Source organism: Paraburkholderia sp. BL27I4N3 (assembly GCF_003386115.1).
Lineage (GTDB): Bacteria > Pseudomonadota > Gammaproteobacteria > Burkholderiales > Burkholderiaceae > Paraburkholderia.
In genome coordinates, this window is sequence record NZ_QREJ01000002.1 from 217,971 (window position 1) to 233,105 (window position 15,135).

Here is a 15,135-nt window from a genome sequence, read left to right on the forward strand (position 1 = left end):
ACATTGCCACGTTGCAGGTCCTACGCCCGGAGAAACGCGGATTAATGAAAGGAAATTAAGACGCATCTTACCGGTGTTCACCCTAATGTAATTCGACGACTGCCCTCCCGGTGATGACGCGGGTAAATTTCCCATAAGCACACTGATGGGAGAACGCGATGGGAGTGGCTATTGTAGGCTGGGCGCACTTGCCGTTTGGCCGGTTCGACGGCGCAAGCCTTGAGGATCTGATCGTGCGGGCCGGCCGCGAAGCCGTGAAGGATGCGGGCCTGCAAGGCGAAGAAATCGACGGCACCTGGCTGGGCAATCTGAATGGTGGTCTGGTCCCGGACATCTTCGCTTCGTCACTGACGCTGAATTGCAGCGATGGGCTGCGATGGAAGCCGGCGGTGCGTGTTGAGAACGCCTGCGCGTCGGGCGCCGCCGCAATTTATTCGGCATGCGATGCGATTGAGGCGGGCCGTGCTCGCATCGCGCTGGTAATCGGCGCCGAAAAAATGACTGATGTATCCGGCGAAGATGTTACCCGCATTCTTGGTAACTGCGCATACTCGGGCGAGGCGGGAAATCCACCCGGGGGCTTCCCGGGAATCTTCGCCTCAATCGCGCAGGACTATTTCGCGGAGTACGGAGACCATTCGTCGGCGCTCGCGCGTATAGCCGCAAAAAATCACGCGAACGGTGTCAACAATCCGTGGGCGCATATGCGGCGCGATCTCGGCTTCGAGTTCTGCAATACCGTATCCGAAAAAAATCCGATGATTGCGCCACCGCTGCGCAAGACAGACTGCTCGCTAATCTCCGATGGCGCTGCGGCACTGGTGCTTGCCTCGAGCGATGCGGCCGCAGATTTTCCTCGTGCGGTCTCAATCCGTTCCCGTGTGCAGGTCAACGACTATCTGCCGCTGGGGCGCCGCCATGCTGCGTCGTTCGAAGGTCCGAAGCGCGCCTGGCGCGGCGCACTCGAGCGTGCCGGTTGCGCGGTTGACGACCTGTCGTTCGCCGAGGTTCACGATTGCTTCACGATCGCTGAGTTGCTCAGCTACGAAGCGATGGGCCTGGCCGCTGCTGGCCAGGGCCATCGTCTAATCGAAGAAGGGGTCGTTGCCCGTGGAGGGCGACTTCCGGTCAACGCTTCTGGCGGGCTCAAAGCGAAAGGCCACCCGATCGGCGCCACAGGCGTGTCCATGCACGTGATTGCTGCGATGCAACTGACCAATACGGCAGGCGCAATGCAGGTCCCCGATGCCTCACTCGCTGGCGTCTTCAACATGGGAGGCTCCGCGGTGGCGAGCTATGTCAGCATTCTGGAGCGCAGCCGATGAACATCGCGCGGTGGCTGCAGCGCACGGCAGCGATCTTTCCCAAGCGGCTCGCGGTTCTGCACGGCGACGAACCCTGGCTCGAATACGGGCAACTTGCAGCACGCGTGGCGGCGCTAGCGGGTTTCCTGAGCGGGCAATGCGGCGTACAGCCTGGTGCCCGGGTTGCCATCTACTCCGCCAACCGTCCCGAGTATCTGGAGGTGCTTCAGGCCATCTATTGGGCAGGTGCCGTTTCCGTGCCGGCTAACTGCAAGCTGCATCCCAGAGAGCTGGAGTACATCCTGGATGACGCCGGGGCCGACGTGCTGTTCGTTTCGAGCGAGTTGCTGTCGACATTGGGCGACCTGCAACGCGGCAAACGGCGGTGCGTCGTATTCGGCTCGGCCGAATACCTGCATGCGGTCGAATATGCACCGGCCGACCTGCATCACCGTCAGCCCGATGATCTCGCGTCGCTGTTCTACACATCCGGAACAACTGGGCGACCGAAAGGCGTCATGCAGACTCACCGGAACCTGATGGCGATGACCGCGTGCTACTGCATTGACGTGGACGATGTGAGCCCCGAAGACGCAATGGTCTACGCAGCGCCGATGTCACACGGGGCCGGACTTTACCACTATGCGTACATCTTGCGGGGCGCGCGTCACGTGGTGCCGCGCTCGGGCGGATTCGAGCCTGAGGAGCTTGCTGCTCTGGCTGCGCGTGTCGGACCTCTCACGATGTTCGCGGCACCGACGATGGTCAAACGGCTTGCCGATCATTTCCGCGCGGTCAATGCTGATCCCGCCGGCTTCAAGACAATCGTCTATGGCGGCGGACCGATGTACGTGAATGACCTGCAGCAGGCTTTGGAAGTGTTGGGTCCGCGCCTCGTGCAGATCTATGGGCAGGGCGAAAGCCCGATGACAATTACCGCACTCGGACGTCACCATCTCTCAGATCGGAACCATGCTCACTGGTTGGCCCGTGCCGCTTCGGTGGGTGTCGCACAGTCGCTCGTCGAAGTCGACGTCGTGGCGCGAGACGGAAGCTCCGCCCCGAAAGGAAAAACAGGCGAGGTCGTTGTTCGCGGCGCCACAGTAATGCCTGGCTACTGGAAAAATGCGTCCGCTACGCGCGACGCGGTCCGCAACGGCTGGCTCTACACGGGCGATACCGGCAGCCTTGACGAGGACGGGTTTCTCACGCTGAAGGACCGATCGAAGGATCTGATCATTTCGGGCGGCTCCAACATCTATCCGCGGGAGGTAGAGGAAACGTTGCTGGCTCATCCGTCGGTGTCGGAAGTGTCGGTAGTGGGACAGCGAGACGACGAATGGGGCGAGGTGCCCGTGGCTTTCGTGGTGCTTCACGCGGGCCGTCATACGACCCACGACGAACTGGACGCCTGGTGTGTGCAGCACATTGCACGCTTCAAGCGCCCGAAACACTACCGGTTCACCAGTGAGTTGCCAAAGAACAGTTACGGCAAGGTATTGAAAACGGAGTTGCGCGCCCGGCTCGGCCAGTAGCCGTTGCGCAAGCTTCTGAAGATGAGGAGAGCAATCTTGAAACAAGTCAATGTACCGGTACTGATCGTCGGTGGAGGCGGTTGCGGGCTGAGCACAGCTATTTTTTTGGCCAGCCTTGGCGTTGAATCGCTGCTGATCGAGAGGCACCCGCAGCAGTCGCCGATGCCGAAGGCGCGGTACCTGAATCAGCGCACGATGGAGGTGTTTCGTCAATACGGCCTTGCCGACGCAATCTACGCGCGCTCATTGCCGATCGAATACGTCAGCAAGATGCGCTGGTGCACGAGTCTGGGCGGCGATCGCCCTTGGGACCGCAAGACGCTTTACGAACTCGAAGCCTGGGGCGGCGGTTCCCTGGCGTCTACGTATCAGAAAGATAGTCCGTGTCAGAGCACCGTTTAGCCACAAGTGCGCCTTGAGCCGCTGCTCAAGGCGCATTCGGAACAGATGGGTGGGGCGCAGATGCGCTTCGGTCACGAGTTGCTGTCGATCGAGCAAAGCGAGACCGAGGTCATCGCGACCGTGCGTGACCGTATCGCTGACGAAACCTATCAGGTTCGCGCTCAATACGTCGTCGCTGCCGACGGTGGAAAATCGGTCGGTCCGTGCGTCGGTGCGCGTCTTGAAGGTACGCCCGAACTGCTGGAGATGGTAACCGTCTATTTCGCGGCAGATCTGTCGGCTTATATCGACGACGACAACGTCAGCACATTCTGGTTTGCGAATCCCGAAGGCGACACCAAGGCATGGGGTAGCGGCGTGCTGGGTAAGCTGGGCCCGACGCGGTTCGACCGTCGCTCAGAAGAATGGATGTTCCACTTCAGTTTCAAGCCTGGCAGCAGCGAAAATTACGAGGCGGCTACGCTCGTGCCTCGCATTCGCGCGTTGTTGAAGATTCCTGATCTCGACGTTAGCGTGCTCAGCGTCGGCAAGTGGATCGTGCAGGGTGTGCTGGCAGATCGCTATCGGTTTGGCCGCGTCTTTCTGGCAGGCGATGCCGCACATAGACACACGCCCACGACGGGGCTTGGCCTGAACTCCGCCGTGCACGACGCGCAGAATCTGGCATGGAAACTGGCTGCCGTGATTCGGGGCCGGGCCGGGGCCGGGTTGCTTGATAGCTATGAGAGCGAACGTCGCCCGGTCGCCGAGCGCAACGTCAACTGGGCACTGTTCACGTTCGGAAATTATCAGGTGACGAACGCGGCCATCGGAATCGTGCCGGGCGATCCGCAGGGCAGCGAAGCAAACTTCAAAGCCTTGCTCGCCGAAGGCGACGACGCAGACGCACGACGTGCCCGGTTCAATGAACTGATGAAGGTTCACCAAACCGAATATCAGGCGCATGACCTCGAAATCGGCATCCGGTACGACCGGGGTGCGCTCGTCAGCGACAACACGTCGCCGCCGCCCCGCGACCCGCTGGGCCAACGCTTCGTTCCGACCACGCGCCCCGGCCATCGCATCGCGCACGCGTGGCTCGCGCGCGGCTCGCAGAGAATTTCCAGCCTTGATCTCGCACGGGCTGATCGCTTTGTGCTGATTACCGGGCGGCCGGACGTCTGGGAAACGGCGGCAAAGGAGGCCACTGACAGGCTTGGTATGCCCGTCGAGGTGGTCGTCATCGCCGACGACGCACAGGTAAGCGATCCTTCGGGCGAATGGCGCAACGTACGCGAAATCGGGGATGACGGCGCAATCCTGCTGCGCCCGGATCAGCACGTCGCGTGGCGCTGTGCAACCGCTCCAGTAGGTATCGATCTCGCGCAGTGCCTGACGGACGTGCTGGCACAAGTCATCGACCGCGCCCCCGTGCCGGTCTAACTACGACAGATAGGAGTCGATATGCAAACTTCCACATTAGCATCGCGCCGCTCGGCCTCCGAGCTGGGACTGCGGCCGAATATGCTCAATCACTATGCCCGCGTTACGCATGACGTGGGTGCGACTGCCGACTTTTACGGCCGCATCCTCGGAATGGAACTCGCGAGCACGATCATGGATGATCACGTGCCGTCTACGGGTGATGCCTTTCCCTATTTCCATATCTTCTTCCGGATGGCGGACGGGTCAACGATGGCATTCTTCGAATGCACCGATTTGCCTTTGCCTTCGTCTCCTTCCCATCCCGCCTACGACGTCTTCGACCACATCGCGCTTGAAGTGAGCGACACGGACGAACTCATGCGCTGGAAGGAATGGCTGGTAAGTCAGGGCGTGGATGTACTCGGACCCATCGATCACAAGAGCATCATCCAGAGCATCTATTTCAGGGACCCGAACGGTTACCGGCTTGAGTTGACGACGCCGATCGATCCTGCATGGAACCAGCACACTACCCAGGCGCAGGAAGATCTTGATCAATGGCTCGCCGCGAAAGCAGCGGCGCAAGCCGAAGGCCGGGACGTCTCCGCCGCCATGATTGAGTTGATCGGACAGATCAAGCGCAAGCGCTACGAGACCTCTGCGGAAGGAAATAATTGAACATGACCCGTTCCAATCACACCCATGACGTTTCACGGAAGAGCTGGGTCCGATCAGCCAATGACGGCGCGACGGATTTTCCAGTTCAGAACCTGCCCCACGGCGTATTCCGGCGGGCTTCGCGAGGCGAAGATTTCCGCGGCGGCATCGCGATCGGCGATCAGATCCTCGATGTAGGCGCTGCTCTGGCAAGCAATCTTTTTCCGGCAGAAGCGCGGGAGGCAGCGCAGGCGGCCGCACGTGCGCCGCTCAACGATTACATGGCGCTGTCGCCCGACAAGCGAAGCGCTGTGCGCTCGGCTGTGTCGTTCCTGCTATCTGAGGACTGTCCTCAGCAAAAGGAGGTTTCCGAATGCCTCGTTCCGCAGGCGGATGCTGAATACGCTCTTCCGGCGCGCATCGAGAACTTTTCGGACTTTTATTCATCGCTCAGCCATGCGACAAACGTCGGCCGTCTGTTCCGTCCTGACAATCCGATCTTGCCCAACTATCGCTGGCTGCCGGTTGGCTATCACGGCCGTACGTCCTCGATTCGTGTGTCGGGACAGGATTTCCGCCGGCCAACCGGTCAACTGAAGGACCCGAACAGCGCCGAGCCGGAGTTTGCGCCCAGCCGGCGACTCGATTACGAAGCCGAGCTCGGTGTACTCATCGGACAAGGAAACGAACTCGGCACGGCCATTGACATCCAGAATGCCGACGCGCATGTATTTGGCGTTTGCCTGTTGAACGACTGGTCCGCGCGCGACATTCAGTCATGGGAATACCAGCCGCTGGGGCCGTTCCTTGCGAAAAGCTTTTTCACCAGCCTGTCGCCGTGGATCGTGACACTCGAGGCGCTCGAGCCCTACCGCGTCGGCTTCTCCCGTCCTGAAGGTGATCCGGCGCCAATGCCGCACCTCTCGAGTCCGGAGCTGGCGACACGCGGTTCGATTGACATTCGGGTCGAGACCCTGTTGCAGTCAGCACAGATGCGAACCAGCGGCGCACCTCCGGCGAGTTTGTCCATCTCGCGTTATCCGGACGCTTACTGGGCAATGTCGCAACTGGTTGCACATCAGACATCGAACGGGACGAATCTGTGCCCGGGCGACCTGCTCGGCAGCGGGACGCTCTCAGGCCCCGATCCGGCTTCGCGCGCTTGTCTCCTTGAACTCACGGAAGGCGGCAAGCATCCGTTCACGTTGCCGGGCGGAGAAATCCGCACGTTCCTGGAGGACGGCGACACAGTCATCATGCGCGCATGGTGCGAACGAGACGGGTATCGTCGCATCGGGTTCGGAGAGTGCCGCGCGACGGTGCTTCCCGCGCGCCGGCCGTGACGGGTGACGTGATGATGTAAGGAGCGGCTGTGGCCTTGGCCCGCAGCTGGTAGGAAAACATGAACCGCATTGTCCGTAAGAGATAAGCGGCTACCCAGGAATCACCTGGATCGGTGAAGGACAAGGCAACCCAGTGACATGCCCAAAGGGTTTGTCCAAAGCCGGTCCACCATCGTCCGGATGGAGGAGACAAAATGAAATCCGATCAAACCGCCGCGAGCCTCGCGGCAGGCGCAGCTTTGCCCGAACACTCCGCAGCAAAGCGCTCGGGCGCGAGTCTTTACCAGATTGTGGTTGCTGCATCGCTTGGATCGTGCTTCGAGGCGTACGATTTGTTCCTCGTCGGCACTATGGCTGCCGTGATTGGCAAGCAGTTTTTTTCCGGTGTCAATCCCGCGCTGTCGCTGATCTTTACGTTACTCGGATTTGCGGCAGGCTTTCTCGTCAGGCCGCTCGGCGCGATCGTCTTCGGCGGCATAGGCGACCGGCTCGGTCGAAAACGGGTTTTCGTCGTGACGGTCGCCCTGATGGGACTCGCGACCGTGCTAATCGGTCTGCTGCCGACATATGCAACCATCGGCGTCCTTGCGCCCGTTATGTTCATCGGGCTGCGGCTTGTGCAGGGGTTTGCGTTGGGCGGGGAAAATGGAGGGGCGATGGTGTACGTCGCGGAACACGTTCCGGCAAACCGGCGCGCCTTCTATACGTCGTGGCTGCAGATTGCACCGATCGCAGGTCTGATTCTCTCCCAGCTGGTCGTGCAGGGCACGCGTTCTACATTCGGCGAGGCGGCTTTTCTTGAATGGGCCTGGCGTGTGCCGTTCGTGCTATCGCTGGTTTTGCTGGCGCTGTCGTTGTGGATGCGTACCCGCATGGGCGAATCACCTGAATTCGAACGCCTGCGCAACGAACATCAGGTCTCACGCGCGCCGCTCAGGGAAGCGTTCACCGGTCGTCGCAACATCGTCGCAATGATCTGTTCGCTGTTCGCTCTTGGACCCGGCGCGGCGGTGACGTTTTACAGCGCATTTTTCTACACGCCATTTTTCCTGACTGAGGTGCTGCGCGTTGAGCCCGCAACGGCCAATCTGCTTTCAATGTTCTCGCTCGTCATGGCGGTTCCGATTTTTCTCGCTTTCGGCGTGCTTTCCGACAAGATCGAGCGTAAGACAGTAATCTGCACAGGGTTCATTCTGGTTGTCCTTTGTTATCCGGCGATCTACCGCGGCCTGACGCATTTTGCCAATCCGGCGCTGGAACGCGCCGTCGAGACAGCGCCGGTCGTGGTCGTGGCCGATCCGCATGAATGCTCGACGCAGTTCAATGCGCTTGGAACGTCGAAGTTCCATACGTCCTGTGATCTCGCGAAAAGTGCGCTTGTCCGCGCCGGCATCAGCTACACGAATGAGATAGCGAGCGCGGGTGGCGGTGCAATCATCAGAGTGGGCGATAAGGTCGTCGCTTCTTACGACGGCAGCGGGCCGGACGCCCCTGTCAAGGCTAAAGCTTTCGCCGCCTCGCTACGCGGTGCTCTGGACTCCGCCGGATACCCGCAGAAGGCCCCGCCGCACGGTGTGAATCGGCCAATGGTCTTCCTGCTGCTGGTCGCCCTTGCCACTCTTGCAGCCATGACCTACGCACCTTTAGCAGCGGCCATGACTGACCTGTTTCCAGCCAGGATTCGCTTCACCGCGCTGTCCGTGAGCTACCACATCGGCTTCGGCTGGTCGGGAGGATTTCTTCCGGCGGCTGCATTCGCCATCGTGGCTGCCAACGGCAACATGTACGCGGGACTGGCCTATCCGCGAATCTTTGCACTGGTCGCCGCTGTCCTGGTGATCCTGTATGGTTTCGCGTCTCGCTGGGCCCGACAAAACCCTGATGCTTGAGACCGATCGAGCGGTCAGCAAGTAGTCGTCATAGCGCGGTCCGCGCGGCTCCCTAAGTCCGCCGATGTTTGGTCAACAACCGCGAGGCCGCGTGGACGATGTCGATCGAATGACCTTGTAAAGATAGAGGATCGCGTGAAGCTTTACAGTTACTTCCGAAGCTCAGCTTCATACCGCGTGCGGATTGCGCTGAATCTGAAACGCCTTCCGTATGAATGCGTGCCGGTGCATCTGGTACGCAATGGTGGAGAACAGTTTTCAAGCGCGTACAGGGATATAAACCCTGAGCGACTCGTCCCAACGCTTATTGACGACTCGCAACCGCCGATTACTCAATCGCTCGCAATAATCGAGTACCTTGACGAAATCCAGCCGGATCCGCCGCTCCTGCCAGGAGATCCTGCGGAGCGTGCCTATGTCAGATCGTTGTCGCTGCAAATCGCATGCGAGATCCATCCCCTGAATAACCTGCGCGTGCTGAAGTATTTAACGGCGAATCTTGGCGTGACTGAGGAAGCGAAGCTCGCCTGGTACAGGCATTGGGTTGAGCTCGGGTTCGAGTCACTCGAGACGCGGCTCGTGGCCGACAAGCGGACCGGCAGGTTCTGCGTCGGCGACGCACCGACAATGGCTGACCTCTGCCTTGTGCCACAAATTTTCAATGCGCAGCGCTTCTCCGTCGACGTCGGCCGCTTTCCGATACTCACACGCATCAATGAGAACGCAATTGCGCTCGCCGCTTTTGCGCATGCGGCGCCGGACCAGCAACCTGACGCGGCATGAGCGCGTGGGCCGTGAGGAAGGACGGATGTGCGTCCCCGCGGTCGGTTTGCTTTGATTAGATGACGCCTTGTCGTCAAGAAAGTCCAGCCTGCGCTAACGCAAGGGCCAAGGGACAGGAAACCCCTGGGCGCTGGATACGAGGGGCGACGACGACATTGGCCCAGGTGCAGGCATGGAGCGTTGGTACCGACGCAACGGTAGCAAAAAGGCAGATCAGCCGAGGTTGTCGTTTAGCGGCGAACGGCGGCTGCGGAGCGCGAAGCCGACGTCGGGATGACCGATCTGCGGGGGCGGCGAATGGCGCCAGTTGGCCGATTTTACTCATTCACAGACGCTGCCCGAAGGCTGCCGCTGAAGATTTCAACGGAACGTCCGCAGCACCTTCATTGAACTGGTGCTCTCGGCCAACAGCCGCCCTTCCCATAAAGCGCGCGAAGGTCGGCTTCCGCCTCGGACAGCGACGTTCGATTTCCGTGCGCGACGATGCGCGAAACCCGCGCATTTATCGCTCGTCGCTACCGCGCAGGCGGCATTACTTGCCTGCTGCGCTCTTCACTGCGCATTGCCTCACGATGCTCTCCCCGTCACTGAACTTGAACGTGACGGGAACCGTCGAACCGACCGTCAGCGGCTTCTTTTCCTTCTCGAACATTACGTGATAGCCGCCCGGCGCGAATGCGATTGTCCCGTTGGCCGGGACGGTCACCTTGTCGACCATGACCATCTTCGACGTGCTCCCGGTAGTCTGCGTCTGATGCAGCATGGACATGCCGAACGCATCGGTGCTGACACCTTCGAGATCGACGGGTTTGTCGCCCATGTTCATCAGTTTGAAGTAGCCCCCGGACGGCACGTCGCCCGGCATCGAGCGGATCCAGCAGTCGGACACCATCATGGTGCCCGACGAAGCGGCAAAAGCGGTTAGCGAAGCAGCCGCGAGCGGCAGCGCGATAGCCAGTCGGAATAAGGGGTGGTGCATGGCATAACCTCCTTTTCTACGTTAAGGAAGGTCTGCACAACCCGCTTTTTGAAGCGTTATCTTTCACATCCTGCGCGGCCTCGGCGTTCAGATTTTTGTCGGTGAGTTGATTGCCGGAGTTTTTTCCGCGCACCGGAGCGCTCCAACCAGATATATGGCCTTCATCGGCCCGGTGTTTCAAGCTTTGCGCAAAGCTCTACGTGCCATCCATAGATTGCCCAAAGCAAACAGCGTGGTGATCTGGGCGGTGTTCTTCATCAAACCACGATAGCGGGTCTTCATGTAACCGAACTGCCGTTTGAGGATGCGAAACGGGTGTTCGACCTTGGCCCGGATACCCGCCTTCAGGCGTTCGATCTGATCGTATATCGCGTCCAGCGAATCACTCAGATCCAGTTTCCTTCGCTTTGCCGGTCGCATTGCAACATGCCAACGAACCGCGTCAGCCTCACATCGCTTTTCGATACCCAGATATCCGGCGTCCGCGTACACATCCGTTTCTTCACCATGCAGCAACGCCTGGGCTACCGTGATGTCGTGAACATTGGCCGCCGTTCCAATGACCGTATGGACCAGGCCCGAGTCGGCGTCCACGCCGATATGCATTTTCATCCCGAAGTACCAGTTACCACCTTTCTGCGTCGATTGCATTTCAGGATCGCGCGTGCCGGAGCCATTCTTTGTCGAACTGGGCGCGGCAATCAGGGTGGCGTCGACTGCCGAACCAGCCTTGAGCATCAGGCCTTTCTCCGTCAGGATTTCATTGACCAGCGCCAGCATTTGCACCGCCAGTCCGTGCGTTTCCAGCAGATGGCGGAACCGAAGAATCGTGCTTTCATCCGGCAAGCGAACCATCCCGCCGTCGAGACCCGCGAACTCGCGATACAGCGGCACGTCATAGAGTGCCTCTTCCATAGCAGGGTCTGACAAACCGAACCATTGCTGCATGAAATGAATCTGCAGCATCGTCGCAATCGGGAACGGCGGCCGACCGGTTTTGCCCGTGGGATAGTGCGGCTCGATCAGCGCAATCAGCTTCAACCAAGGCACAACGCGTCGCATCTCATCGAGAAATTCCCGCTTGCGCGTGCGCTTCGTTGACAGATCCAGACCAAGACCAAGTTGCGTCATCACACTGCTCCTCACCCAATTAGCTCTGTTTCCAGGATAGCTCAGCAGCAACACAATGCCAGGACTTCTGCAGACCTTCCTTAACGAAAATGTGATGGGTTGGCGGACGTACGTCGCTGCACCGGGAAGCCACTCGATCGTCATATCGGTCGCGTGTCCATATGGTCGCTCCGCTATCCGCCCGTCGACGACGTATGGCCCAGCACCGCAGCCAGCGCAAGTACGATTAGCAGACCAGCGCTTCAGAGAACGCCGTCGAAGCGGCGTTGCGCGGCGGGGTAATCCGGATCGTTCCGCTCGGCAAACACTAGCAGATCGCGGCCAGCGTAATCTGGGCGACGACGAGCGGATCCACCGTTACTTCACCGTGAACGTGTAATGCCCCTGGGTGCGATGGCCGTCGTTGGCAACGGCGACCCACGAGACCGTATAGGCGCCCGGCCCAAGGGGATTCAGCCCTACTGACATGTGCTTCCTGTTCGACGAGTCAACTGCAGCCTTGCCGCTCGTCACGGACTTGCCTTGCGCGTTGGTGACGGCGATCGAGCTGAACGCGGGCTCCAGCCCGTCGTCGAAGTCGATCGCCACGTCCTTCTGCGAGGACGTCACCGTCGCGCCGGCCCCCGGCGCCTCGTGGGTTGGGTATGCGTGCGCTTGCGCCAGATTGCAGCCGGTGATCATCAGCGCGGCGACGGCCGCGCGTGCAGTCGTGTGCAGTTTCATGGGACGGTCCTCTCAGGTCAGAACAGCGGTTTGCCAAGCGTTTTCGGCGCAATATCGTCGAAGAAAATATGGGCCTGTACCAGGATGCCTACATGCGAACCGCTCGCGCTGTTGATTGGTATCTGGGCTTCGACACCGAACTGGCCATAGCGGTTGATCCAGATGAATCCCGGATTGATTGTGCCGGTGGTTTGGCCCTGACTCCTCGACAGCGGAACCTCGACGATAGGAACAATGTTTGACAAAGGCTGCGGCAGACCGAAATCGTGCACCTGCTGCTGCAGATAAGGCAGACTGTACTGGACCGTGAATCCGTAATCGAACGAATTGGGCTGACCGGCCCCAGTGGTCAAGGAAGGCCCGGCTTCGGCGGTAATGGCAACGGGTCGCAGATAGGCCAGTGAGTCGGGCAGATCGCCCATGCCCTTGCCCACGTAGATCGTCGGCGAGATGGTCGAAAAGCTGTTCGCAATCGCGTGGCTGCCCGTTCCACCAAGTTCAGCATGCACCCCAACTGAGGTCATGAATTCGTGCGGGGCGTTCACATACAGCAGATACTTCAGGCCGACCCCAAAATTGTCGAACCCGCGGGCAGTCGGATTGTTCTGCATCACGTAAGCGCCGTCGACGGACAGGGCAAGCCTCGACGTGATCAGCTTGTCGTACTCGAAGCTGAACGTATTGATGCTTTGATCGCCGTTGTCTCCAGGAACACGCTGATGCCCGTATTCGAAGTTAGCTTCATCGCCGACACCTGGATCATCGACAGCCATCGTTGAAGGAAAGACGCGGTCGCCAGCGATGGCGTGGGCAGCAGCCGGCGATGAGGCGAGCAGGAGCGCAGTTGCAGCGAATGAGATGGTTGCCACGGCGAAGAAGGGTTTGCCATGGCGGCGGGAAGTTCTGTTCATGTTTCATCCATCGATTGAGGTCGTCGTCACACTACCGCGGCTCTGCGAACAGAGGCGGCGACGCCTGGCGATGAGTTCATGCATTACATCGCCAGCAAGGGTCAACTCAGAATGAAACGGGGGGCGCGCGTGGCTGGGGGGACGTCAGCGGTTCGACCCGGCGCAAGCTCTCAAACCGTGTCGCAACGGGATGCTGGATGGCCCAGGCGGTGACCGCAAAGGCAGGCTGGACACTGGGCAGCACGGGCATGTGCGCAATCAGGTTGCAGTAGCCGCAAGCATGCCAGTGAGCAGCCAACGAGTGGGAGGCGTCCTCGTTGTCCGGCGGATTGCCGGGAGTCGAATGTGCGGAGCAGAGTGAGGCTGAGGGAAGCCCAGCCTCGTTGCGGTCAGCCAGTGCGTGCGAAACCGTCGGCGCGAGCGTCACCATCAGGATTGCCAGCAATCCCAGATAGGAGCCCAGTTTCCGGCAGAAACAGCTCAGCATAAGGCCGTCGATTCGATATTGATCTGGTGAAGATGAGTGCGGCGCATTATGCCATGTGTTACTTGCAGGCCTCGACCTGTGACAACCTGCCGCGCTGCCAGAAGTCTCGAGTCGCCCAGGAATGAGACGCTCGCAGGCCCCGCCTGGCTGACTCTTGAGGGTCGACTTCTGCCGGACGAAGCCCGTCCAGGGCAGATAAGCTTCTCGACCCAGCGGCGGACCGGGTTCGGCCATGAAGCGACATTCGCACATCGCCTGGCTGGGACGATTGAAAGTCGGCTCCGCAATCAACAGCCGACACTGGCGGCGCCACCGCGGTGTATAAGTATGTTCCCCTGGGCCGAACTCCTCGAACGTCAATCGCTGCCAAGTACGGAGGTGCTCACCGCGGACTTATAACGCCGCAGCGCCATATCTAGCAACTCAGTGATTTCCTCGCGCAATTCAACGGGCGATATCACCTCAACCGAGGGCGCATGCTGCAACAGCAGATGGCGCAGTGCCACGGAAGGCACAACAGTTGCCCATAACACGAAGCCATCGGCCTGATCTTCAAGACGCTGATCGGAAGCCAGCCGCACCGAGCGGAACTGGCTCGCCACGCCCTCGCGTTCGTGAATACGCAACTCCAACAGCACTGGCGGCTCGGGAAACCATTCGAGCACCCGGTCATCGCGGATGAAGGCCTCTAGGTCGAAATCGTCTTCGCGTTTGAGAACGTGGCCGAGATTGCGCACCTCGATGATCCGGTCGCAGCGGATCAGGAAGGCATCCCCCTGAATGCTGCTCGAGCGTCTGCCTCGCACGACCAGATACCAGCAAGGTCCTTTCTCGACGATTGCGTAGGGAAGCACAATGTACTCTCTCACGCCGCCGGACCGCTGGCCGTCCTTGCAATACCGTATCGCCACTGTCTCATCACGATACAGCGCGGTTAGTACGGCGTCGAAAATGCCAGGCGACACCTCCGGCGCAAGCAAGGGATAGCCAGCATCCAGGCGTACCGTCTTTCCCATCCACGCCCGTGCACTGAGTAGCCGGCTGTCGGCAGAGCTTTCCGCAAGGACCGCCGCCGCGCTGTCGAAGTACGCTTCAAGCTCCCCCATTCGTTGCGGAAGGTGGTGCTGCGCCAGTTGTTGCAACTTCAGCAAAGCCAATGCAAGGTCAACGGATGGCCGCTTCATGGATGCAGGCACCCGCCTGACCAGGCGCCATCGAGTCGCAGGGCCCATTCCGTCGCGCTCGATCCAGCGCATCTGCTCCAGGGCGCTCAGCGTCCGTCTGGCCTTTCGCTCATGAAAATTCGGGAAACGACCAAGCACGACCTCCTTCAGTTCACCGGAAGTCCACCAGCGGCCCAATGACGGCGCCATCGCATTCAATACCGCCTCATGTTCGGGCGCGAGCATACGAGTCTATTGCAGAGTCTGGGGCCGAAATGCTACGAGACGCGAGCGCTTTTGTCTAATCCCCCGCGCTGACTGGACAGAATCTGTCCGGTTGCCATACCACACTGCCACAGGCGGTCCGGCACGATGTGGCAACGCCGCCTCGCGGCATAAAACGGGCGGGCAACTGCGCAACCTG

The 15,135-nt window shown here is 60.1% G+C and carries 13 protein-coding genes and 1 pseudogene; 8 read left to right on the top strand and 6 right to left on the bottom strand.

Annotated elements, in window-relative coordinates; genetic code table 11:
* The first annotated feature begins 158 nt into the window (after positions 1 to 158).
* The 8 genes and pseudogenes from B0G71_RS38255 to maiA all read left to right on the top strand — a co-directional run bounded on the left by B0G71_RS38255 (position 159) and on the right by maiA (position 9,317).
* The gene (locus tag B0G71_RS38255; protein ID WP_116149549.1) at positions 159 to 1,325 is read left to right on the top strand and encodes an acetyl-CoA acetyltransferase; all 1,167 of its coding nucleotides are present in this window, start codon (positions 159 to 161) and stop codon (positions 1,323 to 1,325) included.
* Entirely contained in the window at positions 1,322 to 2,839 is a 1,518-nt protein-coding gene (locus tag B0G71_RS38260) for an AMP-binding protein (RefSeq protein ID WP_116149551.1), read from the top strand. Before B0G71_RS38255 ends, B0G71_RS38260 begins: the two co-directional genes overlap by 4 nt.
* Before the next feature lie 36 nt (positions 2,840 to 2,875).
* Positions 2,876 to 3,994 (top strand): annotated as a pseudogene (locus tag B0G71_RS42785) (FAD-dependent monooxygenase); the annotation flags it as partial.
* A 159-nt stretch (positions 3,995 to 4,153) separates the two neighbouring features.
* Positions 4,154 to 4,663 (top strand): hypothetical protein, encoded by a 510-nt coding sequence (locus B0G71_RS42790; protein WP_404935501.1) that lies wholly within the window; start codon positions 4,154 to 4,156, stop codon positions 4,661 to 4,663.
* A gap of 21 nt (positions 4,664 to 4,684) precedes the next feature.
* Positions 4,685 to 5,323, top strand: coding sequence for a VOC family protein (locus tag B0G71_RS38270; protein WP_181916959.1), 639 nt, complete (start codon positions 4,685 to 4,687; stop codon positions 5,321 to 5,323).
* 2 nt (positions 5,324 to 5,325) lie between these two features.
* Positions 5,326 to 6,645: a fumarylacetoacetase gene (gene fahA, locus B0G71_RS38275; RefSeq protein WP_116149554.1), complete on the top strand. Its 1,320-nt coding sequence runs from the start codon at positions 5,326 to 5,328 to the stop codon at positions 6,643 to 6,645.
* Positions 6,646 to 6,839: 194 nt separating this feature from the next.
* On the top strand, positions 6,840 to 8,534 hold the full coding sequence (locus tag B0G71_RS38280) for an MFS transporter (protein WP_116149556.1): 1,695 nt from the start codon (positions 6,840 to 6,842) through the stop codon (positions 8,532 to 8,534).
* Between the two features lie 135 nt (positions 8,535 to 8,669).
* The gene (maiA, locus tag B0G71_RS38285) at positions 8,670 to 9,317 is read left to right on the top strand and encodes a maleylacetoacetate isomerase (RefSeq protein WP_116149558.1); all 648 of its coding nucleotides are present in this window, start codon (positions 8,670 to 8,672) and stop codon (positions 9,315 to 9,317) included.
* A gap of 532 nt (positions 9,318 to 9,849) precedes the next feature.
* On the opposite strand, the gene B0G71_RS38290 is transcribed toward maiA, so the two are convergent.
* From B0G71_RS38290 to B0G71_RS38315, 6 genes are all read right to left on the bottom strand, one after another.
* Positions 9,850 to 10,296 (bottom strand): copper chaperone PCu(A)C, encoded by a 447-nt coding sequence (locus B0G71_RS38290; protein ID WP_258875830.1) that lies wholly within the window; start codon positions 10,294 to 10,296, stop codon positions 9,850 to 9,852.
* Positions 10,297 to 10,473: 177 nt separating this feature from the next.
* Entirely contained in the window at positions 10,474 to 11,427 is a 954-nt protein-coding gene (locus B0G71_RS38295; protein ID WP_116149560.1) for an IS5 family transposase, read from the bottom strand.
* Between the two features lie 357 nt (positions 11,428 to 11,784).
* Complete coding sequence (locus B0G71_RS38300; protein ID WP_116149562.1) at positions 11,785 to 12,150, bottom strand: copper resistance protein CopC; 366 nt, start codon at positions 12,148 to 12,150, stop codon at positions 11,785 to 11,787.
* Between the two features lie 17 nt (positions 12,151 to 12,167).
* Entirely contained in the window at positions 12,168 to 13,061 is an 894-nt protein-coding gene (locus B0G71_RS38305; RefSeq protein ID WP_116149564.1) for a hypothetical protein, read from the bottom strand.
* Between the two features lie 106 nt (positions 13,062 to 13,167).
* Positions 13,168 to 13,548, bottom strand: a complete 381-nt coding sequence (locus tag B0G71_RS38310; protein ID WP_116149566.1) for a DUF2946 domain-containing protein — start codon at positions 13,546 to 13,548, stop codon at positions 13,168 to 13,170.
* A gap of 356 nt (positions 13,549 to 13,904) precedes the next feature.
* The gene (locus B0G71_RS38315; protein ID WP_116149568.1) at positions 13,905 to 14,957 is read right to left on the bottom strand and encodes a YafY family protein; all 1,053 of its coding nucleotides are present in this window, start codon (positions 14,955 to 14,957) and stop codon (positions 13,905 to 13,907) included.
* Positions 14,958 to 15,135 lie beyond the last annotated feature (178 nt).

Excerpts from the sequence above, each read along its gene's own strand:
- B0G71_RS38255 (WP_116149549.1), top strand. The coding sequence starts at position 159 with ATGGGAGTGGCTATTGTAGGCTGGGCGCACTTGCCGTTTGGCCGGTTC.
- B0G71_RS38260 (WP_116149551.1), top strand. The coding sequence starts at position 1,322 with ATGAACATCGCGCGGTGGCTGCAGCGCACGGCAGCGATCTTTCCCAAG.
- B0G71_RS42790 (WP_404935501.1), top strand. The coding sequence starts at position 4,154 with ATGAAGGTTCACCAAACCGAATATCAGGCGCATGACCTCGAAATCGGC.
- B0G71_RS38270 (WP_181916959.1), top strand. The coding sequence starts at position 4,685 with ATGCAAACTTCCACATTAGCATCGCGCCGCTCGGCCTCCGAGCTGGGA.
- fahA (WP_116149554.1), top strand. The coding sequence starts at position 5,326 with ATGACCCGTTCCAATCACACCCATGACGTTTCACGGAAGAGCTGGGTC.
- B0G71_RS38280 (WP_116149556.1), top strand. The coding sequence starts at position 6,840 with ATGAAATCCGATCAAACCGCCGCGAGCCTCGCGGCAGGCGCAGCTTTG.
- B0G71_RS38290 (WP_258875830.1), bottom strand. The coding sequence starts at position 10,296 with ATGCACCACCCCTTATTCCGACTGGCTATCGCGCTGCCGCTCGCGGCT.
- B0G71_RS38295 (WP_116149560.1), bottom strand. The coding sequence starts at position 11,427 with ATGACGCAACTTGGTCTTGGTCTGGATCTGTCAACGAAGCGCACGCGC.
- B0G71_RS38300 (WP_116149562.1), bottom strand. The coding sequence starts at position 12,150 with ATGAAACTGCACACGACTGCACGCGCGGCCGTCGCCGCGCTGATGATC.
- B0G71_RS38305 (WP_116149564.1), bottom strand. The coding sequence starts at position 13,061 with ATGAACAGAACTTCCCGCCGCCATGGCAAACCCTTCTTCGCCGTGGCA.
- B0G71_RS38310 (WP_116149566.1), bottom strand. The coding sequence starts at position 13,548 with ATGCTGAGCTGTTTCTGCCGGAAACTGGGCTCCTATCTGGGATTGCTG.
- B0G71_RS38315 (WP_116149568.1), bottom strand. The coding sequence starts at position 14,957 with ATGCTCGCGCCCGAACATGAGGCGGTATTGAATGCGATGGCGCCGTCA.